Here is a 23,413-nt window from a genome sequence, read left to right as displayed (position 1 = left end):
CCCGGTTTCCTTCACAGGAACCCGGGCGTTTCTGTATCTGCGACAAGGTGTCACGTATTCAGGGGCGCATCCGGAACGCCCGTCGCGCCTCGCTTGGGGTAAACTTCGCAGATGCCTGGTTAATGGAGATCGCCTTGTCATGATGGGGCTTTTTCATTACCATCTGTTTCATTTTGTGCAGGCAGTTAAAAACTTGAAAAGCCCTTGTTTCAAAGGGCTGAATTAGCTGATGGGAGACGACTGGATGAGTAATGACGGCGTAAATAACGGCCGGCGTCGCTTCCTGGTGGCAGCCACGAGTGTGGTGGGTGCTGCTGGTGTAGTGGGGGTTGCTGTGCCCTTTGTGGGGTCATGGTTCCCAAGCGCAAGAGCCAAGGCGGCAGGTGCGCCGGTTAAGGTGAATGTGAGTAAGATCGAGCCGGGCCAACAGATTGTTGCCGAGTGGCGCGGCCAGCCGATCTTCATCTCGCGCAGAACACCGGAAGCCCTGGCGTTGCTGGATGAAATGGACAGCGTCGTAGCCGACCCCAATTCCGAGTCGTCCGATCAGCCGGAGTATGTAGACGGCAAGACCCGTGCCATCAAGCCCGAGCTGCTGGTTGTGCTGGGTATCTGCACACACCTGGGCTGCTCGCCGTTGTTCAAGCCGGAAGTTGGCGCCGCTGACATGGGAGCTGACTGGAAAGGTGGCTACTTCTGTCCCTGCCATGGCTCGTTCTACGATATGTCCGGTCGTGTGTTCAAGGGTATGCCTGCCCCGCTGAACCTCCCCGTGCCACCGCATACCTATGAGTCCGATGACGTCATCATCATCGGTGTGGATGAGGAGACAGCCTGATGAGCAAGCTGCTTAACTGGGTCAACGAACGTTTGCCCGTCACTCAGGTCTGGGAAGACCACCTGAGCAAGTATTACGCACCGAAGAACTTCAACTTCTTCTACTTCTTCGGCTCGCTTGCGCTGCTGGTGCTGGTCAACCAGATCATCACCGGTATCTGGCTGACGATGAGCTACGAGCCCTCCGGCGCAGGCGCCTTCGCCTCGGTCGAATACATCATGCGTGATGTGGAGTACGGCTGGCTGCTGCGCTATCTGCACTCCACCGGCGCTTCCGCGTTCTTTGTGGTGGTCTATCTGCACATGCTGCGCGGCATCATGTATGGCTCCTACCGCAAGCCCCGTGAGCTGGTCTGGACCTTCGGCATGCTGATCTATCTGGCGCTGATGGCCGAAGCCTTCATGGGTTACCTGCTGCCCTGGGGGCAGATGTCCTACTGGGGTGCCCAGGTGATCATCTCGTTGTTCGGTGCGATCCCCTTCATTGGTCCGGATCTGGCTCAATGGGTGCGCGGCGACTACCTGATTTCCGGGATCACCCTGAACCGCTTCTTCGCGCTGCATGTGATCGCTGTGCCGATCGTGCTGCTGGGCCTGGTGGTCCTGCATATCATCGCGCTGCATGAAGTCGGCTCCAACAACCCCGATGGCATCGAAATCAAGAAGCTGAAGGATGAAAACGGTATCCCGCTGGATGGTATCCCGTTCCACCCTTACTACACCGTCAAGGACATCGTCGGCGTGGTGGTCTTCCTGTTCGTGTTCTGCACCGTGGTGTTCTTCTTCCCGGAAATGGGTGGTTATTTCCTGGAGAAACCGAACTTTGAAATCTCCAACCCGCTGAAAACGCCTGACCACATTGCACCGGTCTGGTACTTCACTCCCTTCTACGCCATCCTGCGCGCCGTGCCTGCTATTGCTGGTTCCGCATTCCCGGGTGTGTTGGCGATGGGCGGCGCGATTGCCGTGCTGTTCGTATTGCCCTGGCTTGATCGCAGCCCGGTCAAATCGATCCGCTACAAGGGCTGGATGAGCAAGCTGTGGCTGGTGATTTTCTGTGTCAGCTTCGTGATCCTGGGTGTGCTGGGTGCCATTCCCGCAACACCGGGTCGTACCTTGCTGTCGCAGGTGTGCACCGTTCTGTATTTTGCCTTCTTCATCCTTATGCCGTTCTACACCCGTATGGAGAAGACCAAACCGGTTCCGGAGAGGGTTACTGGCTGATGAAAAAACAATTGATTGCTTTGATGTTTGCGTTGCTGCCGGGCTTTGCTTTGGCTGCCGGCCCCAGCGTGCCGCTGGATAAAGCCAATATCGACCTGTCGGACAAGGCGTCCCTGCAAGATGGTGCCCGCACTTTCGTCAACTACTGCATGGGTTGCCACTCGACCCAGTACCAGCGTTACGAGCGTGTTGCGACCGATCTGGGTATTCCTGAAGAGTTGATGATGGAAAACCTGGTGTTCAGCGAAGGCACTCTGTATGGCGAGCACATGACAATCGGCATGCGTCCGGAAGATTCCAAGGTGTGGTTCGGTGCCGCGCCGCCGGATCTGACCATGGTTGCCCGTGTGCGTGGCGAGGATTGGTTGTACTCCTATATGCGCGGCTTCTATGAGGATCCGTCCCGTCCGCTGGGTTGGAACAATACTGTCTTCGCCAACGTGGGGATGCCGAACGTTCTGGCTGAACTGCAGGGTCGCCAGGTCAAGGGCTGCAAGCCGATGCCGGTCAAGGATGGCAACAGCATCGTGCGTGACACCCTGACTGGTGAGCCGATGCTGGAAGAGCAGTGTGATGTTCTGACCGTGGTTGAAGATACCGGTACGCAAACCGAGGAAGAGTTCGATACCACGGTGCGCAATCTGGTCGCCTTCCTCAGCTATTCAGCTGACCCGATCAAGGAAACCCGTCATCGCATCGGTGTATACGTGCTGCTGTATCTGGCCATCCTGTTCGTCTTCGCCTATTTGCTGAAGCGCGAATTCTGGAGAGATGTGCACTGATTCCGGTCTGTCCGAAGCAAAACACGCGCCCCCTTTGGGGCGCGTTGTTGTTTCTGGGGTATAATGCTCGCTTTCGATAAAGGCCTGGCCAGCGTTTCGCTATGCTGACCATCCGCGGGCGCTTTACCGTAATCGCCACAGGATGAGGGTTGATATATGAGTGTTACCGCCAACAAGCGTTCTTCGATGGCTTTCTTTTCCGATCCGACCGACCAGTATTGTCATCGGGTGCGCATTGTGCTGGCAGAAAAAGGGGTGACCGTCGACATCGTCAATGTCGAGCCGGACAACCATCCGCAGGAGCTGGCGGAGGCCAACCCCTATAATACGGTGCCTACGCTGCTTGATCGGGATCTTGTGTTGTACGAGCCGAACATCATGATGGAATATCTTGATGAGCGCTTTCCCCATCCGCCGCTGTTGCCGGTATACCCGGTGGCGCGAGCTAACAGCCGTCTGCTGATGTACCGTATCCAGCGTGACTGGAGCGTGCTGGTGGATGTCCTCAGCAACCCGAAAAGCCCTGCCGCAGCTGTCACCAAGGCGCGCAAGGAGCTGCGGGAAAGTCTCACAGGCGTGGCGCCGGTATTTGCCGAGATGCCCTTCTTCATGAGTGACGAATTCAGTCTGGTCGATTGCTGTCTGGCGCCGATCCTCTGGCGTCTGCCCATGCTGGGGATTGAACTGCCGCGCCAGGCCAAACCGCTGCAGGACTACATGGAGCGTATCTTCCAGCGTGAAGGTTTTATCGGCAGCCTGTCTGCCGCTGAACGGGATATGCAGTAACCCGCCATTCATCTTTACAGCACAGGAGTGAGCATGGTGCGCATGAGCTCAAGCCGTCCCTATCTGGTCCGGGCACTGTACGAGTGGATTCTGGATAACGACAGCACTCCCTACGTGCTGGTCAACGCTGATTATCCGGGCACCGTGGTGCCAGAAGGCTTCGTGGAAGGGGGGCAGATTGTGCTCAATCTGTCGCCCAGTGCTATCCGGCATCTGGACATGGACAACGAGAGGGTCTGTTTCGATGGACGTTTCGGTGGGGTGGCCCAGCAGGTCTGGATCCCCATGGGCGCGGTCATGGCAATTTATGCCAGGGAGAACGGCCAGGGCATGGTCTTCGAGATCGAGACCGAAACGCCGCCGCCGGATGGCGATACTCCGCCGGAAGACTCGCCGAAGCCAGCTGGTCGGCCGTCATTGAAGGTGGTCAAGTAAGCAATAGCTGATAAATACAGCGGCGATGCCCCAAAAGGCATCGCCGTTTTTCATTCAGTCGATATATTCGAACAGTTTGACTATGCGCTGCACGCCGCCGACCTGCTGCACCGCAGCCACTGCGGCATTGGCCTCCGCATGGGTGACCAGGCCCATCAGATAGACCGCACCGGCCTCGGTGACGACCTTGACGCGGCGCCCGGGTATGTTGCTGTCGGCCAGCATGCGGGTCTTGCTGCTGGAGGTGATCAGGGCGTCATTGTTGCGCGCCAGCAATGACAGTTTGGGCCCCACTGTCAGCTCGTTATGCACCACCTTGACTCGTTGCACCTGTTTCACTGCATTGCCTGCCAATTCACGCAGCTCGGCCCGGGGAACCTGGCCGGTGAGCAGGGCCACGCCGTTGTAGCTGACTACATCGAAGCGGGCCTGGCTTTCCAGGTCGGGGTGAGCCTTGGCGACATTGACGCGGGCTTTGGTTTCGATCAACTGGTCATCGATACTGCTACCCAAAGTGCGGGTGCCGTAATTGTGATTGATGGGGTTCTCCCGGGTCGCAGTCAGCACGCCACTGCAGCCAGTCAGGGTCACCGCCAGGATCACGGCGGTCAGGCGGATCATTCTTCGCTCCCGAACAGTTGCCGATCGATCAGATCACACAGGCAGTGGATCGCCAACAGGTGGACTTCCTGGATACGCGCGGTGGAGCGGGCTGGTACGCGGATTTCCACATCTTCGGGCAGCAGCAGCGATGCCATGCCGCCGCCATCACGCCCGGTCAGTGCCACTACCAGCATGTCGCGGTCATGGGCTGCCTGGATGGCCTGCAGGACGTTGCCGGAATTGCCGCTGGTGGAGATCGCCAGCAGCACGTCGCCGGGCTGTCCCAGGGCGCGAATCTGCTTGGAAAAGACTTCGTCGTAACTGTAATCGTTGGCGATCGAGGTAATGGTCGAGCTATCGGTGGTCAGGGCGATGGCCGGCAGGCTGGGACGCTCGCGCTCGAAGCGATTGAGCAGCTCGGAAGAAAAGTGCTGGGCATCGCCGGCGGAACCGCCGTTACCACAGGTAAGGATCTTGCGCTCACTCAGCAGGCAGCTGACCATCAGCTGGCTGGCTTGCTCGATGCTTGGCCCCAGTACATCCATGGCACGGGTCTTGGTTTCAATGCTGTCGGTGAACAGCTGTCTGATACGGTGTTGCATGTCCATAAGAAGAACTCGCTAGCAGGTGAAGGCTTCTCGGATCCATCGGTATGAGGCCGGGTCCGCGGGATCGCCGGTAGCCGCGACAACGTCGAAGCGACAGGACTGGTTGACCAGGTGGGGATGGGTCAGCAGGTAGTGATGGGCGGCAGCAATCAGGCGTTTCTGCTTGCGCCAGTCCACGGTCTCTACCGCATCGCCCCACTGGTTTCGTCGCCGGTAGCGCACTTCGACGAATACTACTGTATCCGCATCGCGCATGACCAGATCCAGCTCGCCCTGTTTGCAGCGGTAATTACGGGCGAGCAGGCGCAGCCCGGCGCTGATCAGCAGTCGTTCGCTGGCGCGCTCGGCCTGGTTGCCGGTGCGCTGCTTGTCGGTCAGTTGAGTCATTGCAGCAGTAACGGGGATTCCATTATCGGTTGCAGCTGGCCATCGACCATCTCGCCCCAGGGCAGGACCCGGAGAACCCGGCCATTGCCATCCAGAGACAGGGTGCCGGTGGCGCCATCGATACGCGTGTCAGGCTGCTCCTGCATCTGCAGCAGGCGACTGAAAATGCGCTGGGCATCCACGCCCATGGCATACAACCGGCCCATGGGACCGGCCGCCGTCGGCCAGTTGTCTACCACCGGCTGGTAGAGCGGGTCGGCGCGGGTCAGTAGCCAGGGGATTTCGGCAATCATGATGCCGTCGATATCGGGGTTCGGCTCGCCATTGAGAGATAGCCGATAGGCGCGGGAGGCGGCGTACACCGGGAGGTCGCCGGCATACTGGAATACCAGGGTCGGCTTGATCTGGCGGGCCTGCAGTGGGTCGGCGGCCAGGAACAGGGCGTCCAGGTCCGGCCGTGGTGCGGGTTGTGTCACCCCGACGTCGCCGAGGCCGCCCTGCGCGTCCTGATTGGTTTGTTGCCTTTCGCGCACTTGCAGCAGCTCGGCGATCTGCCCGGAGATGCGTGCCGGTTCGTCGATGGTTTCGTGGCCAACCAGCAGGCCGCCCAGTTCTTGCCAGTGGTCGGCGAAGGCACGCGCCGAGCGCTGGCTCCAGTCATCGCGGTTGGCCAGAATTGCCATCTGTCGATGTCCATCCTGCCAGGCCTGCAACGCAGCGGAACGGGCTTCATCTTCCGGGGCCAGGCCGAACTGGAACAATCCGGGCGGTGGCGTGGCGGTGGAGTCGGCATAATTCAACGCCAGGGTCGGCAGCGGCAGTTCGGGTAGGGCGGCCAGGGCTCCGACCTGCTGGCGATCCAGCGGGCCGACGACCCATTGCACGCCATCGGCCTGGGCCCGCTGGTAGAACTGCAGCAGATTGCCGTAGGCGCCGCTGTCATACAGGCTGATCCGGGGCTGGGTCAGACCTTCGCTGTAAGCATGGTACTGGGCGGAGAGAAAGCCGTCACGCAGAGCATCGGCGGCGGCGGCCAATCCGCCCGCGAAGGGTAGCAGCAGAGCGATGTGTTGTGGGCGCTCGGCGTGCAGTTCGAGCAGCCGGCTGATGGCTTCGGGTGGTGTGACCGCCGCCGGATGGCTGGCATGCCGGTCCTGCCATTGCTGCATGGCATGGACCTGCAAATCCAGATTGCCATGGTCGCGTACGATCAGCGCCAGCTCCAGCCAGCCAGCCAGATCGCCACTGGCGGCAGTGGAAGCCTCGCGCAATTGCTCGGTCGGTGCCTGATTCAGACTGGTCCAGATCTGCGCCAGGTTGTCCTGCTGGGCATGGGCAGGCAGCAGATTGTGAATAAATACGCGCTCCTGAGCCGCGTTCAAATGCTCACCGGCGGCGGCCATGGTTTGCGCGCGCAGCAGCTGGATATCCAGTTGCGCTTCGGGCGTCAGGCTGTCGAGCTGTTGCAGCGACGGGTGACGCAGGGCACGCAGCGCGGCAGCCGGTTGGTCCAGCGCCAGTTCGCTGCGCGCCTGCAGTTCACTGAAGCGCTGTTGCTGGTCCAGTGGCAGGTCACTCTGCGGGATCATTGCGAGAATGCTGCGCACCTGATCGAATTGATTGCGGTTCAGAGCGGTCTGGGCCGCATGCAGGCGCAGCAGGTGTGCTTCGGCACCGGAGCGGCGTTCGGCCTGGCGGAGAATGTCCTCGATAGGGGAGTCGGTGGTAGCGGGCAGTTCCGACAACTGACGGGGAGTCGAGGAGCAGCCGGCAATCAGCGAAGCCAGCAGCAGGCCGGCAAGCGGCAGACGATTCATGCGGAGCATCAGGCAGGGTACCTTGTGGCGCGTGAGCAATTGACCTGCATTGTAACCAAGGCCCGTGCTCCCCGCCATGCGCTTGGGTGGAACCTGGTCACGTCCTGTACAATGTGCGACAAACTCGTCACAGGATTCGTCATGGCTGTCACTACCGGTACCTTGTATATCGTCGCAACCCCGATCGGCAATCTGCAGGACATGACGCCACGGGCGCTGGATATCCTCAATGCGGTCAGCCTGATCGCCGCGGAGGATACCCGGCACAGCGGCCGGCTGCTGCAGCATTTCAATATCCAGACGCCGACCACCGCCTGCCATGATCATAATGAGCGGGGCAAGAGCCAGCGGCTGGTCGAGCGCCTGCTGGCCGGCGAAGACCTGGCGCTGATTTCCGATGCTGGCACGCCGCTGATCTCCGATCCTGGCTTTCATCTGGTGCGCCTGGCGCGGGAGGCGGGGGTGCGGATCTGCCCGGTGCCCGGCGCTTGTGCCTTGATCGCCGGGTTGAGTGCAGCGGGCCTGCCATCGGACCGTTTTGCCTTTGAAGGCTTTCTGCCGGCCAAGTCCCATGGTCGCCGCCAGCGTATTCAGGCGTTGGCGGCGGAGCAGCGCACCTGGATGCTCTATGAAGCACCGCATCGGCTGCTCGAATGCCTGGAAGATCTGCTGGAGCTGCTGGGGCCGGAGCGTCAGGTGGTGTTGGCGCGGGAGCTGACCAAGACCTTCGAGACCATCAAGGGTGCGCCGCTGGCCGAGCTGGTGGAGTGGGTGCGCGCCGATGCCGACCAGCAGCGGGGGGAATGTGTGCTGATTGTCGAAGGTGCGCCGCAGCCGGACGACGGCGATGCGCTGGACCCGGCTGCCGAACGGGTGCTGGATATCCTGCTGGCAGAGTTGCCGGTGAAACAGGCGGCGGCACTGGCGGCGCAGATCACCGGGCTGAAGAAGAACCGGCTGTATCAGCTGGCTCTGGGCAAGAACGCCTGACCTGAACGGCTTGGTTTGGTGGCGTCGAGGCCGCGGGAAAATCCCCGTTCTTGAGCGATCAGCGCTTGCTGTCAGCCAGCAACCGGGCTAATCTTGCGCCCAGGAGTTGGCCGAACAGTCGCTGTATCGCTTTGGCGGTATGGAGGAAAGTCCGGGCTCCACAGGGCAGAGTGCCAGGTAACGCCTGGGAGGCGTGAGCCTACGGAAAGTGCAGCAGAGAGTAGACCGCCTAAGCGCGCAAGCGCCGGTAAGGGTGAAAGGGTGCGGTAAGAGCGCACCGCGCGACTGGCAACAGTTCGTGGCATGGTAAACCCCACTCGGAGCAAGACCAAATAGGAACCCTATGGTGCGGCCCGCACTGGGTTCGGGTAGGTTGCTACAGGCAGTCAGTGATGGCTGTCGCAGAGGAATGACTGTTCTCGACAGAACCCGGCTTACAGGCCAACTCCTATTTTTTCCCGCAGCAAGATTTTTCTTCTCTTCTGAAAAACACCTCCGCAAACCTCATGTTCAACATTAAGTTGCATGAGCATGTCTTTGTTATTTCTTCTCTTATCTCTGAATAGTTCTGTCCCGACGGACGGTTTTCCTTCCTTATTGCCGCTAAACCCTCGCCATATAAGGCTTTTTCTCTGAATTGGTGACTTGACGCTGTTTGGACGCCTTTCTATAGTGTGCGAAAGTGGGGTGAAGTGGGTGAAAGTGGATTTTTTTGGGTTTGGCGTTGTCACAACAGTGGTCTCATCAGAGGAATAACAAAACGTGTTTCGTGGAGCGAACGCCATCAATCTGGACGCCAAGGGGCGACTCGCGATGCCTGCCCGGTATCGTGACCGTCTGCTGGACTCCTGTGGCGGTCAATTGGTCGCGACCATTGCCCTCGAAGAACGTTGCCTGTGGATCTACCCGATGCACGAGTGGGAAGCCGTCGAGCAGCAGTTGCGCAAGGCGCCGAACATGCATCCGGCAGTCAAGCGGCTCAACCGCCTGCTGATCGGTAATGCCAACGAAATAGAACTGGACAGCCATGGCCGCTTTGTCGTGCCGCCGCTGTTACGCGATCACGCCGGCCTGGACAAGAAAGTCATGCTGGTAGGTCAATTGAGCAAATTCGAGCTGTGGAGTGAAGAGGTCTGGCAGGCCACCACCGCAGCTTATCTGGAAGAAGAGCAGGATGTCGGCGAGCTGCCGGCAGAACTGCATTCACTGAGCCTATGAATCAGCAGACCGAATTGAAACATGTCAGTGTACTGCTGAACGAAGCGCTGGAAGGACTGGCGGTTCGACCGGAAGGCACCTATATAGATGGCACTTTCGGCCGCGGCGGGCACAGCCGCGCCATTCTACAGCAGCTGGCCAAAGGGGGGCGGCTGCTCGGCTTCGACAAGGACCCGGAGGCAATACGGGTCGGGAAACAGCTTGCGGCCGAAGATGGCCGCTTTGTCGTTGTACAACGTTCATTTGCCGATATGGCCGAAGAGCTGCGCGAGCGCGGCTTGCATGGCCGTATCGATGGCGTGTTGCTGGACCTGGGCGTGTCCTCGCCGCAGCTGGATGACCCGCTGCGCGGCTTCAGTTTTCTCAACGACGGCCCGCTCGACATGCGCATGAATCCTGATGTCGGCCAGAGCGCCGCCGACTGGATCAACAGTGCCGACGAAGCCGACATTGCCACCGTGCTCTGGGAATATGGTGAGGAGCGTTTCTCCCGCCGCATGGCCCGGGCCATCGTCAATCGTCGTGCCGAGCAGCCGTTCACCCGTACCGCGGACCTGGCTGAAGTGATCAAGGTTGCCAACCCCGCCTGGGAAAAACACAAGCATCCGGCTACCCGCGCTTTCCAGGGGATCCGCATCTTCATCAACCGCGAGTTGGAGGATCTGGCTGACGGCCTGCGCGCCGCCCTCGAGGTGCTGGCGCCGGGCGGCCGTCTGGCCGTCATCAGTTTCCATTCGCTGGAGGATCGTCAGGTCAAGCAGTTCATGCGTCGCGAAGCCAAAGGTGCGCCACTGCCCCGTGGACTGCCGGTGCGTGATGCAGATATTCACACCAGTCTGAAACTGATCGGCAAAGCCATCAAACCATCGGCTGATGAGATCGCCGCCAACCCACGCGCCCGCAGTGCGGTATTGCGCGTGGCGGAGAAACACAGATGAGCGAACAGACCCAGTCCGCCACCAACCAGACCCGTTCCGGCCTCCCCGCCGGCAGCGGCTGGTTGCTTACGGTCTGGATCCTGATTCTGGGCAGTGCGCTGGCGGTACCCTACAGCGCACATTGGAGCCGTCAGTTGCTTAATGAACTGGCAGCCGAGATGACCCAGCGCGAGAAGGCGCAGGCAGAGTGGGGTCGGTTGATCCTGGAGCAGAGCACCTGGACGGCGCACAGCCGGGTCGAGACGATTGCGACCCGCCAGCTGGGCATGCGGGTTCCCGAGCCCAACGAAGTGATTCTGGTGCAGCCATGAAGAAATTTGCCTTCAAGCCCAATGGCAGCCTCTATCCCTGGCGTTTTCGGCTGGTCATCGCGTTGCTCGGACTGTGCTGCGTGGCGGTGACCTGGCGCATTGTCGAACTGCATGTATTGGACGAGGGCTTCCTCAAGAACCAGGGCGACAAGCGCAGCGTGCGCCACGTACCCATTCCCGCCCACCGCGGGCAGATCACCGACCGCAATGGTGAGCCGCTGGCAGTGAGCACGCCGGTCTTGACCATTTGGGCCAATCCATCCCAGTTGATCAACCAGCAGCAACAGTGGCCTGCGCTGGCCGAGGCGCTGGGTACTGACCTGTCCACCTTCAGTCAGCGCCTGCAGAGCAATGCCGACAAGGAGTTCATCTACCTGCGTCGGCGCATGGTGCCGGCGGCTGGCGAAGCGGTCATGGCGCTCAAGGTACCGGGTGTCTACAGCATCGAGGAATATCGACGCTTTTATCCGGCGGGAGAAGTGGCCGCCCATCTGGTCGGCTTCACCAACGTTGATGAGAAGGGACAGGAAGGTGTCGAGCTGGCTTATGACCATTGGCTGGAAGGCCTGCCGGGCAAGCGCCAGGTGTTGCAGGACCGGCGCGGCCGGCTGATCAAGGACGTGCAGGTGGTCAAGAATGCCCGTCCGGGCAATGACCTGGCGCTGTCCATTGACCTGCGCCTGCAGTATCTGGCGCACCGTCAACTGCGCGAAGCGCTGCAGGAATTCGAGGCGCGGGCCGGCTCCATCGTCATGCTCGACGTGCGCACTGGCGAAGTGCTGGCGATGGTCAACCATCCCACCTACAACCCCAACAACCGCGCCCACCTCAAGCCGGACATGATGCGTAATCGCGCGCTGATCGATGTGTTCGAGCCCGGTTCCACGGTCAAGCCGATCTCCATGAGCGCCGCGCTGGCATCCGGTCGCTGGTCGCCCACCGATCAGGTCAATGTCTACCCCGGCACTCTGCGTATCGGGCGCTATACCATTCGTGACGTGTCCCGGGCGCCGGGCGGCGTACTCGATCTGACCGGTATTCTGCTCAAGTCCAGCAACGTTGGCATGAGCAAGATCGCCTTCGATATCGGCGGCCCCGCGCTGCGCGAAACCATGCAGAATGTCGGTTTCGGCCAGTATACCGGGTTGGGCTTCCCCGGCGAGCGGGTCGGCAACCTGCCGAGCTACCGCGAGTGGCGCCAGGCTGAGACCGCCGCGCTGTCCTACGGTTACGGCCTCTCGGTGACCACCATGCAGATGGCCCAGGCCTATGCGATTCTCGCCAATGATGGACGCAAGGCGCCAATGTCGCTGCTGCGCATCAACGAGAAGCCGGGCACCCAGCAGATGATTCCCGAGGACGTGGCCCTGACTGTACAGGGCATGCTGCAGCAGGTGATCGAATTGCCGGGCGGTACGTTCAGAGCCCAGGTGCCTGGTTACCACGTGTCCGGCAAGAGTGGTACGGCGCGCAAGACCAGCGTTGGCAGCAAGGGCTACAAGGAAGACTCCTACCGTTCGCTGTTTGCCGGCTTCGCCCCCAGTACCGATCCGCGCATCGCCATTGCCGTGGTCATCGATGAGCCGACCAAGGGCGGCTATTACGGAGGCCTGGTCGCGGCACCGGTGTTCAGCGGCTTGATGTCCAACGCCCTGCGCCTGCTGAATATCGCTCCGGACAATCTGGCGGAGATGCAACAGGTCGAGTTGCCGACTGTGGATGCCGGGGAGGAGCGCGGATGATGCAGCTCCAGCACCTCATTCCCCAGTGGCAGGGCGCACCGGTAGAGATTGCCGGCCTGACGCTGGATAGTCGCAAGGTGGCGCCGGGCTTCCTGTTCCTGGCCATGCCGGGGCAACGCCACGACGGCCGTCAGCATATCCAGCAAGCCATTGCTGCTGGTGCCGCCGCGGTGGCCTATGAGGCCGGCGATGGCTTTAGCTGCGACGCCGATATTCCCACGCTGCCGGTTGTACAACTGGCGAATGAGCTGTCCGCCATTGCCGGACGATTCTACGGTCAACCGGCGGACAGCCTGGGATTGATCGGTATTACCGGCACCAATGGCAAGACCAGTGTCAGCCAGATGCTGGCCCAGGCATTGAACCGTCTGGGCCAGCCGTGCGGTGTCATCGGCACCCTCGGCAGTGGCCTGCCGGGAGCCTTGCTCGACCATGGCATGACCACTCCCGATGCGCTGGCGGTGCAACAGCAGCTGGCATCGCTGCGTGATCAGGGCGCTCAGCGGGTCAGTATGGAAGTGTCGTCCCATGCATTGCAGCAGGGCCGGGTGGCTGCATTGCAGTTCGAGGTCGGTGTGTTCACCAACCTGAGTCGCGATCATCTGGATTATCACGGCGACATGGCCAGCTACGGTGCGGCCAAGGCCCGCTTGTTCGGTCAGTCGCGGACTGCTGTCATCAACCTCGATGACGACTTCGGCCGACAACTGGCGGTCAATTGCCCGGTACCGGTTGCTACCTACAGCGTGAGCGACGAGGCGGCCGACCTGCATTGCAGCGATATCCGCTTCGACGCCGAAGGTATCAAGGCGCGGCTGCATACTCCCGCCGGTAGCATCGACCTGTGCAGCCCGCTGCTCGGTACATTCAACCTGTCGAACCTGCTGGCGGTAGCTGGCGCTTTGCTGGCCCTGCGGATATCCCTGGACCAGGTTGTCGAGCTGCTCGGCGAGCTGCTGCCGCCGGATGGCCGCATGCAACGCCTGGGTGGCAACGGCCAGCCGTTGGTAGTGATTGACTATGCCCATACCCCGGACGCCCTGGAAAAGGCACTTGCTGCTTTGCGCGCCCATGTGGCCGGGCGGCTGATCTGCGTGTTTGGCTGTGGTGGTGACCGTGATCGCGGCAAGCGTCCGCTGATGGGCCGCATCGCCGAGCAGGGCGCGGACCAGGTGGTGGTGACCGATGATAATCCGCGTACCGAGCCATCCGTCGCGATCATCGAGGAAATCCGCGCCGGTATTGAACAACCACAGCAGGTCACAGTCATAGCCAACCGTGCCGAGGCCATCAGCCAGATCATCGCCCGTGCCGAGCCGGGGGACGTGATCCTGCTGGCTGGCAAGGGGCACGAAACCTATCAGGAGATCCATGGGGTGCGTCACCCTTTCAGTGATATCGAACAGGCCGAACGCGCCTTGCAGTACCGGGAGGGCCAACATGCTTGAAGCAATGCGCCTCTCGGATTTGCTCAAACCGCTCAACGCGGCACTCAATGGCAGCGATGCCAGTTTCGACAGTGTCAGTATCGATGCCCGCGCCGTGCGTCCTGGCGCGCTGTTCGTGGCCCTGGCCGGCAGCCGGGTGGATGGTCATGACTTCCTCGCCCAGGCCCGCGCCAACGGTGCTGCCGCCGCGCTGGTTGAACGTGCTGTGGACGACCCGCTGCCGCAACTGATAGTGCATGACGGGGCCTACGCGCTGGGCCAGCTTGGCGCCTTGAACCGTGCCGCCTTCGCCGGTCCGCTGGTAGCCGTTACCGGCTCCAGCGGCAAGACCACGGTCAAGGAAATGCTGGCATCCATTCTGGGCGAATGCGGCCCGGTACTGGCCACCCGCGGCAATCTGAATAACGAACTGGGCGTACCGTTGACGCTGCTGGAACTGGCGCCTGAGCATCAGTATGCGGTGGTGGAGATGGGTGCGGCCGCGATCGGCGACATCGCCTACAGCATGCGCCTGGCCAAGCCCAGCGTGAGTGTGCTGACCAACGCGGGTGTGGCCCATATCGGCCGCTTCGGCAGCGAGCAGGCGATCGCTGAGGCCAAGGGCGAGATCTTCGCCGGGCTGGACAGCGAAGGTCAGGGCGTGATCAATCTCGACAGTCCCTGGTTCGAGAAGTGGTATCAGGCACTGGGCCAGCGCAAGAAGCATGTGTTCAGTACCCAGAACCCGACCGCTGAACTGCGTGCCGAGGATATCCGCCTCGACGACCTGGGTTGCGCCCAGTTCACACTGGTGGCGCCCGCCGGCCAGATCGCTATCCAGCTGCAACTGGCGGGGCGGCACAATGTTGCCAATGCGCTGGCGGCAGCGGGTGCGGCATTGGCGTTGAACGTGCCGCTGGATGCTGTCGTTCGTGGCCTGGGTAAACTCCAGCCAATGGCCGGTCGCGGCCAGCGTCTGGCGGGCCATAACGGCGCGATCATCATTGATGACAGCTACAACGCCAACCCGGCGTCGGTACGCGCGGCGATCGACCTGCTGGCCAGCTTGGCAGGCCAGCGTGTGCTGGTGCTGGGAGATATGGGTGAACTGGGCCAGCTGGAAGACCAGGCCCATGCCGACATCGGGGCCTATGCCCGGGAACAGGGGCTTGATGGTCTCTACGCCACGGGCCGACTGTCAGCGCTGGCGGCAACCGAGTTCGGTGATGGCGGCCAGGTATTTGCTGACCGCACCGCACTGGCAGCGGCACTCAACACACGGCTGGACTCGACTACCCGGGTATTGGTCAAAGGCTCGCGTAGTGCGGGCATGGAAGAAGTCGTCGCCGCTCTGGTGGCAGGCTCGCAAATCACGGACGAGGGCTAGCCGACATGCTGCTGATACTTGCTCAATATCTCCAACAGTTCTACACCGGTTTCGGCGTATTCCAGTACCTCACCCTGCGCGGCATCCTGGGTGTGCTCACTGCGCTGGGACTGGCGCTGTTCCTCGGTCCCTGGATGATCCGTACCCTGCAACTGCGCCAGATCGGCCAGGCTGTGCGCAACGACGGTCCGCAATCGCACCTGTCGAAAAAAGGCACGCCGACCATGGGTGGCGCGCTGATCCTGATGGCCATCACCGTCAGTACTCTGCTCTGGGCCGACCTGAGCAACCTCTACGTCTGGGTAGTGCTGGGCGTCACCGTCAGCTTCGGCGCCATCGGCTGGGTTGATGACTACCGCAAGGTGGTGGAAAAGAATTCCCGCGGCTTGCCGTCGCGCTGGAAGTATTTCTGGCAGTCGGTATTCGGCCTGGTGGCGGCGGTGGTGCTGTACCTGGCGGCGGAAACCCCATTGGAAACCACCCTGATCGTGCCGTTCTTCAAGAACCTCGAGTTCCAGTTGGGCATCTTCTTCGTGGTGCTGACCTATTTCGTCATCGTTGGCTCCAGCAATGCCGTCAACCTGACCGATGGGTTGGATGGCCTGGCAATTCTGCCGACGGTGATGGTGGGCGGCGCGCTGGGCATCTTTGCCTACCTGTCGGGTAACTTCCAGTTCTCCCAGTATCTGCTGATTCCCTATGTGCAGGGCTCTGGCGAGCTGCTGATCTTCTGCGGCGCGTTGATTGGTGCCGGCCTCGGTTTCCTCTGGTTCAACACCTATCCGGCCCAGGTATTCATGGGCGATGTGGGCGCATTGGCCCTGGGTGCGGCGCTGGGCGTGATCGCAGTGATCGTCCGTCAGGAGATCGTGCTGTTCATCATGGGCGGCATCTTCGTGGTCGAGACCCTATCGGTGATCGTCCAGGTGGCCTCGTTCAAGCTGACCGGCCGCCGGGTGTTCCGTATGGCGCCCATTCACCACCATTTCGAACTGAAGGGTTGGCCCGAGCCGCGGGTCATCGTGCGTTTCTGGATCATCACCGTGGTACTGGTGCTGATCGGTCTGTCCACGCTCAAGTTGCGTTGAGGAAAACAAGGTGTCACTGATCACTACGGACAAACAGCGGATCATAGTCGGACTCGGGGCGACCGGCCTGTCGGTTGCCCGGTACCTGGCTGGCCGTGATTTGCCGTTTGCCGTCTGCGACACCCGTGCCAACCCGCCGGGGCTGGACAAGCTCAAGCGCTTTGCGCCCATGGCCGACCTGCATTTGGGTGAGCTGGACGCCGCGTTGTTGAGCAGTGCCGGCGAATTGATCGTCAATCCGGGGATCGCCTTGGCCACGCCAGCGATCAAGGCAGCCATGGATGCGGGCGTGAGTGTGGTCGGCGACATCGAATTGTTCGCCCGCGAGGCGGATGCACCGATCGTTGCGATCACCGGTTCCAACGCCAAGAGCACCGTGACCACCCTGGTTGGCGCCATGGCCGAGAAGGCCGGCCGGCAGGTAGCGGTAGGCGGCAATATCGGTACCCCGGCGCTGGATCTACTGGATCAGCGTGCCGACCTCTATGTGTTGGAGCTGTCCAGCTTTCAGCTCGAGACCACCCAGGCGCTGAACGCCGAAGTGGCCACCGTGTTGAACGTCAGCGAAGACCATATGGATCGCTACAGCGGCCTGGCGGCCTATCACCTGGCCAAGCACCGCATCTTCCGCGGTGCCCGGCAGGTGGTGATCAATCGGGACGATGACCTGACCCGCCCGCTGGTGGCCGATCAGTTGCCGTGCTGGAGCTTCGGCCTGTCCCGCCCCGACTTCAAGGGGTTTGGTCTGGTGGAAAAGAATGGCGAAAACTGGCTGGCCTTTGAATTCCAGGCGCTGATGCCTACCGCTGAACTGAAGATCCGCGGCGGGCACAATCAGGCTAACGCTCTGGCGGCACTGGCGCTGGGGCACGCCATCGGCCTGCCGATGGCAGCCATGCTGGATGCCCTGCGCGAGTTCGCCGGTCTGCCGCATCGCTGCCAATGGCTCGGCCAGCACGGCGGGGTGGATTACTACGACGATTCCAAGGCGACCAACGTCGGTGCGGCGCTGGCGGCCATCGAAGGCTTCGGCGCTGACTTGCAGGGCAAGCAGGTGCTGATTGCCGGCGGCGACGGCAAGGGGGCTGACTTCTCGGCGCTTATCGAACCGGTAAGCCGTTACTGCCGGGCGGTGGTTCTGCTCGGTCGGGATGCACCGGTACTGGAGCAACTGCTGACCGGTCATGTGCCGGTGCAGCGGGTGACTACCCTGGACGAAGCGGTTGCGGCAGCTGCTGCGGTAGCCGAGCCGGGCGATGCGGTGCTGTTGTCACCGGCCTGCGCCAGCCTGGACATGTTCCGCAATTTTGAAGAACGCGGCCGGCTGTTTGCCGACGCGGTCGGGAGGTTGCCGGTATGATCTTCACCGACGCCATGCAACGCTCACTTGCTCCGCTGATCGGCGAGCGCCGCTTCGACCTGGATATGCCGCTGCTGGTAGGTGGTCTGGCCTTGCTCGGACTGGGATTGGTAATGGTCACGTCCGCGTCCATGGAAGTGGCCGCCGGGCAGCTGGGCAACCCTCTCTACTATATGAACCGTCAGCTGGTGTACATGCTGATCGGTGTGATGGCGCTGCTGGCCACCCTGGCGGTGCCGGTCGGATTATGGGAGCAGTTCCGCTTCCCGCTGTTGTTCCTCGGCTTTGCCCTGTTGATCGCGGTACTGATTCCGGGTATCGGGCGGGAGGTCAATGGCAGCTGGCGCTGGATTGCCGTCGGGCCGATCAACGTGCAACCGTCGGAGCTGGCCAAGCTGTTTGCGGTGGTCTTCCTGGCCGGTTACCTGGTCCATCGCCGGGATGAGGTCAAGGAACAATGGTTCGGTTTCATCAAGCCGTTCATGGTGCTGGGGCCGATGGCCTGGCTGCTGATCATTGAGCCGGACTTCGGTGCCACCGTGGTACTCATGGGCGCGGCCACCGGCATGCTGTTTCTCGGTGGCGTCGGGCTGTTCCGCTTCACCTTGCTGTTCGGCTCGCTAGGCGGGCTGGCGGCGTTGCTGGTGTTGTTCGAACCCTATCGTCTGCAGCGCCTGACCAGCTTCCTCAATCCCTGGAATGACCCCTATGGCACCGGCTACCAGTTGACCCAGGCACTGATCGCCTTCGGCCGCGGCGAATGGCTGGGCACCGGGCTGGGCAACAGTATTCAGAAGCAGTTCTATCTGCCCGAGGCTCATACCGACTTCGTGTTTGCGGTGCTGGCCGAGGAGCTGGGGCTGATCGGCGCGCTGGCCGCCTTTGCGCTGCTGATCTTCGTCGCAGTGCGGGCCCTGTATATCGGTCTCTGGGCCGAGAAAGCCGGACGTTATTTTTCCGCTTACCTGGCCTATGGCCTGGCGATCATGTGGTGTGGCCAGGTACTGATCAACGTCGGTGTGAACATCGGCCTGCTGCCGACCAAGGGGTTGACCCTGCCGTTCCTCAGTTACGGAGGCAGCTCACTGGTGGTCTGCTGTATCAGTCTGGGGTTGCTGCTGCGTATCGACTGGGAGCGCCGGCAGGCGCTGCGGGAGGCTGCCAATGACCAGTAAGGTATTGATCATGGCGGGCGGTACCGGTGGACACGTATTCCCGGCGCTGGCCTGCGCCCGGCAGTTGCAGGCGCAGGGCTATGAAGTGCACTGGCTGGGCACTCGCCGTGGCATCGAAGCCGAGCTGATTCCGGCGGCCGGGATTCCCGTGCATTACATCGATATCCAGGGGCTGCGCGGCAAGGGCAAGGCTGGCCTGTTGAAGGCGCCGGTGCGGCTGCTGCGGGCCCTGAGCCAATCCCTCAAGGTGGTACGCCAGCTGCAACCGGTTTGTGTACTGGGTGCTGGCGGCTATGTCACCGGTCCCGGCGGTGTGGCGGCCTGGTTACGGCGCATTCCCCTGGTGATTCACGAACAGAACGCCGTGGTCGGTACCACCAACCGGCTGCTGGCAAACATCGCCGCGCGTCGTTGCGAAGGATTTGATGGCAGTTTTGCGCCGAGTGCCAAGCGGCGCAGCACCGGCAACCCGGTGCGTGAAGATATCTTTGCCGTGCCGCCAATGAGCTGGGACGGCAGTCGCTCGCCGCGCTTGCTGGTACTCGGCGGCAGCCTTGGCGCATTGCCGTTGAACCGACTATTGCCCGACGCGCTGGCGCAGCTGCCTGCCGATCAGCGGCCGCAGGTGCGCCACCAGTGCGGCAAACAGCATGTGGAAGCGGCCCGTGAGGCCTATACCAGTGCCGGTGTGGAGGCCGCAGTTGAACCCTTCATCGCCGATATGGCCGAGGCTTACGCCTGGGCCGACCTGGTGGTGTGTCGCGCTGGGGCGCTGACAGTCGCCGAACTGGCGGCTGCCGGGCGCCCGGCGCTGCTGATCCCGTTGCCCCACGCTATTGATGACCACCAGAGCGCCAACGCCCGTTATCTGGCTGATCGCGGTGCAGCCGAGCTGCTGCCGCAGAACACCTTGACCGCCGCGCAGCTGGCGCAGCGGCTGAACACCCTGTTTACCCAACCGGAGACGTTACAACAGATGGCAGAACATGCCCGCAAGCAGGCCAAACCCGACGCCACAGCGGATGTGGTCCGCGCCTGCCTGGAGGTCGCCCGTGAACACTAAGGCCACCTATAGCCTCCCGGCCATGCGCCGTATCCGTTGTATTCATTTCGTCGGGATCGGCGGTGCGGGCATGTGTGGTATTGCCGAAGTGCTGTTGAACCTGGGCTATGAGGTATCCGGCTCCGATCTCAAGCGCTCGGCGGTGACCGCACGCCTGGAAAGCTTCGGCGCCCGGGTGGATATCGGTCATCGCGCCGAGAACGTGCAGAGCGCCGATGTGCTGGTGGTGTCCAGCGCGATCAATCCGAGCAACCCGGAAGTGGCCGCGGCGATGGAAAAGCGCATCCCGGTGGTGCCCCGTGCGGAAATGCTCGCCGAACTGATGCGCTATCGCCACGGTATCGCCGTGGCCGGTACCCATGGCAAAACCACCACTACCAGCCTGGTGGCCTCGGTGCTGGCTGCCGAAGGTCTGAGTCCGACCTTCGTCATCGGTGGCCGGCTGACCAGTGCCGGCACCAATGCCCAGCTGGGCGAAAGCCGCTATCTGGTGGCCGAAGCCGATGAAAGCGATGCCTCCTTCCTGCACCTGCAGCCGATGACCGCCATCGTTACCAACATCGATTTCGATCACATGGCGACCTATGAAGGCGACTTCAATCGCCTCAAGCGCACCTTTGTCGATTTTCTGCACAACCTGCCGTTCTATGGGCTGGCAGTGCTGTGCATCGATGATCCAGTGGTGCGCGAGATCCTGCCGCAGATCAACCGCCAGGTCATCACCTACGGCCAGTCCGAGGATGCCGACATTCGCGCGGTGGATATCGAACAGCGGGGTATGCAAACCCATTTCACCGTGCTGCGTGAGGGTCATGAGCCGCTGCGGGTGTTCGTCAACATGCCGGGTGTGCACAACGTGCTCAATGCCCTGGCCACCATTGCCGTCACCGCCGATGAGGGGGTCAGCGACGAGGCCATCGTCAAGGGGCTGACTGGCTTTGAGGGTGTCGGTCGCCGCTTCCAGGTGCATGGAGATTTCCCGCTGGGCGACGAGGGCGAGGTAATGCTGGTGGATGATTACGGCCACCACCCTCGCGAAGTGGCTGCAGTGATCAAGGCTGTGCGTGGCGGCTGGCCTGACCGCCGGCTGGTGATGATCTATCAGCCCCATCGCTATTCACGTACCCGTGATCTGTACGAAGACTTCGTGCAGGTGCTGGGCGATACCAATGTGTTGTTGTTGATGGAAGTCTATCCCGCTGGCGAGGAGCCGGTACCGGGTGCGGACAGCAAGCACCTGTGCCGCAGTATCCGTCTGCGCGGGCAGATCGACCCGCTGTATGTCGAGCGTGATGCGGATCTCATGCCGCTGCTCCGGGCCGTGCTGCAGCCGGGCGACATCCTGCTGACCCAGGGCGCCGGCGATATTGGCGGTTTGGCACCGCAGCTGGCGCAGGCATTGACCCAGCTGGGCAATGAACGAAAAGGAGATAAGGCGTAATGGTCGACGTAGAAGCCTTTGGTCGAGTGGCGGTGCTGTACGGCGGCACATCAGCTGAACGTGAAGTTTCGCTGAAGTCCGGTGCTGCGGTACTGGCCGCGCTGCAGGGCGCCGGGGTGAACGCTTTCGGCATCGACGCCGGGGCTGACCTGGCCGAGCGCCTGATCGCCGAGCGTCCTGACCGGGTATTCATTGCGCTGCACGGCCGCGGTGGTGAGGACGGTAGCCTGCAGGGGCTGCTTGAATGCCTGCAGCTGCCCTATACCGGCAGCGGCGTCATGGCCTCGGCACTGGGTATGGACAAGCTGCGCACCAAACAGGTGTGGCAGAGCCTGGGCCTGCCGACGCCGGCTTACGCCGTGTTGCGCGACGAGCAGGAGTGCGCCGCGGTAGTCGAGCGCCTCGGCACGCCGTTGATCATCAAGCCGATCCATGAAGGGTCGAGCATCGGCATGGCCAAGGTGCACTCGCTGGACGAACTCAAGGCTGCCTGGCAACAGGCACTGAAGTACGACGACGTTGCGCTGGTCGAGCAGTGGGTAACCGGCGCCGAGTTCACCGTCGGTATTCTTGACGGCCAGGCGCTGCCGGCGATTCGCCTGAGCACACCAAACACCTTTTATGACTACCAGGCCAAATACCTGGCCAATGATACCCAGTACCAGTGCCCCTGCGGCCTGCCGCCGGAGCGCGAGGCCGAACTCGCCGAACTTTGCCTGCAGGCCTTCAGTGCCGTCGGCTGTCGCGGTTGGGGACGGGTGGATCTGATGCAGGACAGCGATGGCAACTTCTACCTGCTCGAGGTCAATACCTCGCCGGGGATGACTGACCATAGCCTGGTGCCCATGGCCGCAGCCGCGGCGGGTCTGAGTTTCACCGATCTGGTGCTGGCGATTCTCGCCAGTGCCCGTTACTGAGGACTGCACATGTTGCTGGGGCTGATGATCCGGGACCAACGCGCAGGCAGGACTGCCGGGCGGCGCAATGCGCCGAACCGGGGCGCCGTGCGCGTGACCCCGCCGGCCCCACGCAGCTGGCCGCGGTTGAGCATGCCGTCTGTCAATGACGCCGCACGCCGCATGCAGCAGCTGCTCTGGCCGCTATTGCTGGTGGTGCTGGGCATGGGGCTGTACGAGCTGGCCAACCGCCTGCAGCCATTGGCGCAGCGGCCTATCAGTCTGATCAATGTCGAGGGCGATCTGCAGTACATCGACCGCGAGTCGGTGCATCAGAGCATCGAGCCGTATCTGGAAGAAAGCCTGCTGACCATCGATCTGGAGGCGCTGCGCGCCGACCTTATCGCCATGCCCTGGGTTGCCAGCGCAGCGGTCACGCGGGTCTGGCCGGACCAGTTGGTGATCACGCTGGACGAGCACCTGCCGGTGGCGCGGTGGGGGGATTCGGCACTATTGAACAACGCTGGACGGGCCTTTGTGCCAGAGCATATCGACAGCTTTGAAGGTTTGCCCCTGTTGAACGGGCCGGAACGGACCAAGCGCCGGGTGATGCAGACCTACCAGCAGTTCAACCGGCTACTGCGGCCCTACGGGCATCGCGTGGCGCAACTGGAATTACGGGACCGCGGCAGCTGGTTCCTGACCACCCGCGAAGGAATCGAGATCCTGCTGGGGCAGGGGGATGTGGTGGAAAAAATGCAGCGCTTTCTGACCATCGACAAGCTGATGCTGTCGGACCGCCGCGAACTCATTGCGCGGGTCGATCTGCGCTACAGCAACGGCATGGCAGTGGCATGGCGCGAGCCTGCAACGATTCAATCGGGGAGTAACGAGTAAT

Annotated in this window: 23 protein-coding genes and 1 other RNA gene; 20 read left to right on the top strand and 4 right to left on the bottom strand. The window is 61.9% G+C overall.

All coding sequences use genetic code 11. From position 1 onward, the window contains the following. Positions 1 to 244 precede the first annotated feature (244 nt). The 5 genes from petA to BM267_RS04055 all read left to right on the top strand — a co-directional run bounded on the left by petA (position 245) and on the right by BM267_RS04055 (position 4,064). Positions 245 to 838 carry a ubiquinol-cytochrome c reductase iron-sulfur subunit gene (gene petA, locus BM267_RS04075; RefSeq protein ID WP_036990232.1) on the top strand — a complete coding sequence of 198 codons (594 nt, stop codon included), beginning with the start codon at positions 245 to 247 and terminating at the stop codon, positions 836 to 838. Further along, positions 838 to 2,061 (top strand): cytochrome b, encoded by a 1,224-nt coding sequence (locus BM267_RS04070; RefSeq protein WP_036989427.1) that lies wholly within the window; start codon positions 838 to 840, stop codon positions 2,059 to 2,061. The genes petA and BM267_RS04070 overlap by 1 nt, the downstream gene beginning before the upstream one ends. After that, positions 2,061 to 2,843, top strand: coding sequence for a cytochrome c1 (locus BM267_RS04065; protein WP_036989431.1), 783 nt, complete (start codon positions 2,061 to 2,063; stop codon positions 2,841 to 2,843). The genes BM267_RS04070 and BM267_RS04065 overlap by 1 nt, the downstream gene beginning before the upstream one ends. A gap of 156 nt (positions 2,844 to 2,999) precedes the next feature. Further along, positions 3,000 to 3,629 carry a glutathione S-transferase N-terminal domain-containing protein gene (locus BM267_RS04060; protein WP_036989432.1) on the top strand — a complete coding sequence of 210 codons (630 nt, stop codon included), beginning with the start codon at positions 3,000 to 3,002 and terminating at the stop codon, positions 3,627 to 3,629. 42 nt (positions 3,630 to 3,671) lie between these two features. Beyond that, the gene (locus BM267_RS04055) at positions 3,672 to 4,064 is read left to right on the top strand and encodes a ClpXP protease specificity-enhancing factor (RefSeq protein ID WP_036990234.1); all 393 of its coding nucleotides are present in this window, start codon (positions 3,672 to 3,674) and stop codon (positions 4,062 to 4,064) included. A 54-nt stretch (positions 4,065 to 4,118) separates the two neighbouring features. On the opposite strand, the gene BM267_RS04050 is transcribed toward BM267_RS04055, so the two are convergent. From BM267_RS04050 to BM267_RS04035, 4 genes are read right to left on the bottom strand one after another with little or no spacing between them, the layout of a single operon-like run. Continuing rightward, positions 4,119 to 4,685, bottom strand: coding sequence for a BON domain-containing protein (locus BM267_RS04050; RefSeq protein WP_074777748.1), 567 nt, complete (start codon positions 4,683 to 4,685; stop codon positions 4,119 to 4,121). Continuing rightward, positions 4,682 to 5,275, bottom strand: a complete 594-nt coding sequence (locus BM267_RS04045) for a phosphoheptose isomerase (RefSeq protein ID WP_036989435.1) — start codon at positions 5,273 to 5,275, stop codon at positions 4,682 to 4,684. The genes BM267_RS04050 and BM267_RS04045 overlap by 4 nt, the downstream gene beginning before the upstream one ends. A 12-nt stretch (positions 5,276 to 5,287) precedes the next feature. Continuing rightward, positions 5,288 to 5,653, bottom strand: a complete 366-nt coding sequence (locus BM267_RS04040) for a YraN family protein (RefSeq protein WP_051610941.1) — start codon at positions 5,651 to 5,653, stop codon at positions 5,288 to 5,290. A gap of 5 nt (positions 5,654 to 5,658) precedes the next feature. Further along, complete coding sequence (locus tag BM267_RS04035) at positions 5,659 to 7,479, bottom strand: penicillin-binding protein activator (protein ID WP_177173372.1); 1,821 nt, start codon at positions 7,477 to 7,479, stop codon at positions 5,659 to 5,661. A 141-nt stretch (positions 7,480 to 7,620) separates the two neighbouring features. Here BM267_RS04035 and rsmI point away from each other — a divergent pair, with 141 nt between their 5' ends. The 15 genes from rsmI to BM267_RS03960 all read left to right on the top strand — a co-directional run bounded on the left by rsmI (position 7,621) and on the right by BM267_RS03960 (position 23,412). Next, positions 7,621 to 8,469 carry a 16S rRNA (cytidine(1402)-2'-O)-methyltransferase gene (rsmI, locus tag BM267_RS04030; protein ID WP_036990238.1) on the top strand — a complete coding sequence of 283 codons (849 nt, stop codon included), beginning with the start codon at positions 7,621 to 7,623 and terminating at the stop codon, positions 8,467 to 8,469. A gap of 102 nt (positions 8,470 to 8,571) precedes the next feature. Next, positions 8,572 to 8,922: RNase P RNA component class A (gene rnpB, locus BM267_RS04025), an RNA gene on the top strand. A gap of 309 nt (positions 8,923 to 9,231) precedes the next feature. Continuing rightward, the gene (gene mraZ, locus BM267_RS04020) at positions 9,232 to 9,687 is read left to right on the top strand and encodes a division/cell wall cluster transcriptional repressor MraZ (protein ID WP_036989437.1); all 456 of its coding nucleotides are present in this window, start codon (positions 9,232 to 9,234) and stop codon (positions 9,685 to 9,687) included. Further along, positions 9,684 to 10,625 carry a 16S rRNA (cytosine(1402)-N(4))-methyltransferase RsmH gene (gene rsmH / locus BM267_RS04015; protein ID WP_074777752.1) on the top strand — a complete coding sequence of 314 codons (942 nt, stop codon included), beginning with the start codon at positions 9,684 to 9,686 and terminating at the stop codon, positions 10,623 to 10,625. The genes mraZ and rsmH overlap by 4 nt, the downstream gene beginning before the upstream one ends. Next, positions 10,622 to 10,936, top strand: a complete 315-nt coding sequence (gene ftsL / locus BM267_RS04010; protein ID WP_036989440.1) for a cell division protein FtsL — start codon at positions 10,622 to 10,624, stop codon at positions 10,934 to 10,936. The genes rsmH and ftsL overlap by 4 nt, the downstream gene beginning before the upstream one ends. Beyond that, positions 10,933 to 12,678 carry a peptidoglycan D,D-transpeptidase FtsI family protein gene (locus BM267_RS04005; RefSeq protein ID WP_074777754.1) on the top strand — a complete coding sequence of 582 codons (1,746 nt, stop codon included), beginning with the start codon at positions 10,933 to 10,935 and terminating at the stop codon, positions 12,676 to 12,678. The genes ftsL and BM267_RS04005 overlap by 4 nt, the downstream gene beginning before the upstream one ends. After that, positions 12,678 to 14,126: a UDP-N-acetylmuramoyl-L-alanyl-D-glutamate--2,6-diaminopimelate ligase gene (locus tag BM267_RS04000; RefSeq protein WP_083392424.1), complete on the top strand. Its 1,449-nt coding sequence runs from the start codon at positions 12,678 to 12,680 to the stop codon at positions 14,124 to 14,126. Before BM267_RS04005 ends, BM267_RS04000 begins: the two co-directional genes overlap by 1 nt. Continuing rightward, positions 14,119 to 15,492, top strand: a complete 1,374-nt coding sequence (locus BM267_RS03995; protein WP_074777758.1) for a UDP-N-acetylmuramoyl-tripeptide--D-alanyl-D-alanine ligase — start codon at positions 14,119 to 14,121, stop codon at positions 15,490 to 15,492. Before BM267_RS04000 ends, BM267_RS03995 begins: the two co-directional genes overlap by 8 nt. A gap of 5 nt (positions 15,493 to 15,497) precedes the next feature. Beyond that, positions 15,498 to 16,580, top strand: coding sequence for a phospho-N-acetylmuramoyl-pentapeptide-transferase (mraY, locus tag BM267_RS03990; protein WP_036989446.1), 1,083 nt, complete (start codon positions 15,498 to 15,500; stop codon positions 16,578 to 16,580). 10 nt (positions 16,581 to 16,590) lie between these two features. Next, positions 16,591 to 17,940: a UDP-N-acetylmuramoyl-L-alanine--D-glutamate ligase gene (murD, locus tag BM267_RS03985; protein ID WP_074777761.1), complete on the top strand. Its 1,350-nt coding sequence runs from the start codon at positions 16,591 to 16,593 to the stop codon at positions 17,938 to 17,940. Continuing rightward, positions 17,937 to 19,115 carry a putative lipid II flippase FtsW gene (gene ftsW, locus BM267_RS03980; RefSeq protein WP_083392364.1) on the top strand — a complete coding sequence of 393 codons (1,179 nt, stop codon included), beginning with the start codon at positions 17,937 to 17,939 and terminating at the stop codon, positions 19,113 to 19,115. Before murD ends, ftsW begins: the two co-directional genes overlap by 4 nt. Beyond that, a complete protein-coding gene (gene murG / locus BM267_RS03975; RefSeq protein ID WP_074777762.1) occupies positions 19,105 to 20,178 on the top strand; it encodes an undecaprenyldiphospho-muramoylpentapeptide beta-N-acetylglucosaminyltransferase in 1,074 nt (357 codons plus the stop codon). The genes ftsW and murG overlap by 11 nt, the downstream gene beginning before the upstream one ends. Before the next feature lie 22 nt (positions 20,179 to 20,200). Then, positions 20,201 to 21,619 carry a UDP-N-acetylmuramate--L-alanine ligase gene (gene murC, locus BM267_RS03970; protein WP_218144709.1) on the top strand — a complete coding sequence of 473 codons (1,419 nt, stop codon included), beginning with the start codon at positions 20,201 to 20,203 and terminating at the stop codon, positions 21,617 to 21,619. Continuing rightward, complete coding sequence (locus BM267_RS03965) at positions 21,619 to 22,536, top strand: D-alanine--D-alanine ligase (protein ID WP_036989450.1); 918 nt, start codon at positions 21,619 to 21,621, stop codon at positions 22,534 to 22,536. The genes murC and BM267_RS03965 overlap by 1 nt, the downstream gene beginning before the upstream one ends. Positions 22,537 to 22,548: 12 nt before the next feature. Continuing rightward, positions 22,549 to 23,412, top strand: a complete 864-nt coding sequence (locus BM267_RS03960; protein ID WP_036990242.1) for a cell division protein FtsQ/DivIB — start codon at positions 22,549 to 22,551, stop codon at positions 23,410 to 23,412. Position 23,413 lies beyond the last annotated feature (1 nt).

It is taken from the genome of Halopseudomonas bauzanensis (assembly GCF_900114735.1).
Taxonomy (GTDB): domain Bacteria; phylum Pseudomonadota; class Gammaproteobacteria; order Pseudomonadales; family Pseudomonadaceae; genus Halopseudomonas; species Halopseudomonas bauzanensis.
This window is presented reverse-complemented; position numbering and strand designations above follow the sequence as displayed.

Excerpts from the sequence above, each read along its gene's own strand:
- petA (WP_036990232.1), top strand. The coding sequence starts at position 245 with ATGAGTAATGACGGCGTAAATAACGGCCGGCGTCGCTTCCTGGTGGCA.
- BM267_RS04070 (WP_036989427.1), top strand. The coding sequence starts at position 838 with ATGAGCAAGCTGCTTAACTGGGTCAACGAACGTTTGCCCGTCACTCAG.
- BM267_RS04065 (WP_036989431.1), top strand. The coding sequence starts at position 2,061 with ATGAAAAAACAATTGATTGCTTTGATGTTTGCGTTGCTGCCGGGCTTT.
- BM267_RS04060 (WP_036989432.1), top strand. The coding sequence starts at position 3,000 with ATGAGTGTTACCGCCAACAAGCGTTCTTCGATGGCTTTCTTTTCCGAT.
- BM267_RS04055 (WP_036990234.1), top strand. The coding sequence starts at position 3,672 with ATGAGCTCAAGCCGTCCCTATCTGGTCCGGGCACTGTACGAGTGGATT.
- BM267_RS04050 (WP_074777748.1), bottom strand. The coding sequence starts at position 4,685 with ATGATCCGCCTGACCGCCGTGATCCTGGCGGTGACCCTGACTGGCTGC.
- BM267_RS04045 (WP_036989435.1), bottom strand. The coding sequence starts at position 5,275 with ATGGACATGCAACACCGTATCAGACAGCTGTTCACCGACAGCATTGAA.
- BM267_RS04035 (WP_177173372.1), bottom strand. The coding sequence starts at position 7,479 with ATGAATCGTCTGCCGCTTGCCGGCCTGCTGCTGGCTTCGCTGATTGCC.
- rsmI (WP_036990238.1), top strand. The coding sequence starts at position 7,621 with ATGGCTGTCACTACCGGTACCTTGTATATCGTCGCAACCCCGATCGGC.
- rsmH (WP_074777752.1), top strand. The coding sequence starts at position 9,684 with ATGAATCAGCAGACCGAATTGAAACATGTCAGTGTACTGCTGAACGAA.
- ftsL (WP_036989440.1), top strand. The coding sequence starts at position 10,622 with ATGAGCGAACAGACCCAGTCCGCCACCAACCAGACCCGTTCCGGCCTC.
- BM267_RS04005 (WP_074777754.1), top strand. The coding sequence starts at position 10,933 with ATGAAGAAATTTGCCTTCAAGCCCAATGGCAGCCTCTATCCCTGGCGT.
- BM267_RS04000 (WP_083392424.1), top strand. The coding sequence starts at position 12,678 with ATGCAGCTCCAGCACCTCATTCCCCAGTGGCAGGGCGCACCGGTAGAG.
- BM267_RS03995 (WP_074777758.1), top strand. The coding sequence starts at position 14,119 with ATGCTTGAAGCAATGCGCCTCTCGGATTTGCTCAAACCGCTCAACGCG.
- mraY (WP_036989446.1), top strand. The coding sequence starts at position 15,498 with ATGCTGCTGATACTTGCTCAATATCTCCAACAGTTCTACACCGGTTTC.
- ftsW (WP_083392364.1), top strand. The coding sequence starts at position 17,937 with ATGATCTTCACCGACGCCATGCAACGCTCACTTGCTCCGCTGATCGGC.
- murG (WP_074777762.1), top strand. The coding sequence starts at position 19,105 with ATGACCAGTAAGGTATTGATCATGGCGGGCGGTACCGGTGGACACGTA.
- murC (WP_218144709.1), top strand. The coding sequence starts at position 20,201 with ATGCGCCGTATCCGTTGTATTCATTTCGTCGGGATCGGCGGTGCGGGC.
- BM267_RS03965 (WP_036989450.1), top strand. The coding sequence starts at position 21,619 with ATGGTCGACGTAGAAGCCTTTGGTCGAGTGGCGGTGCTGTACGGCGGC.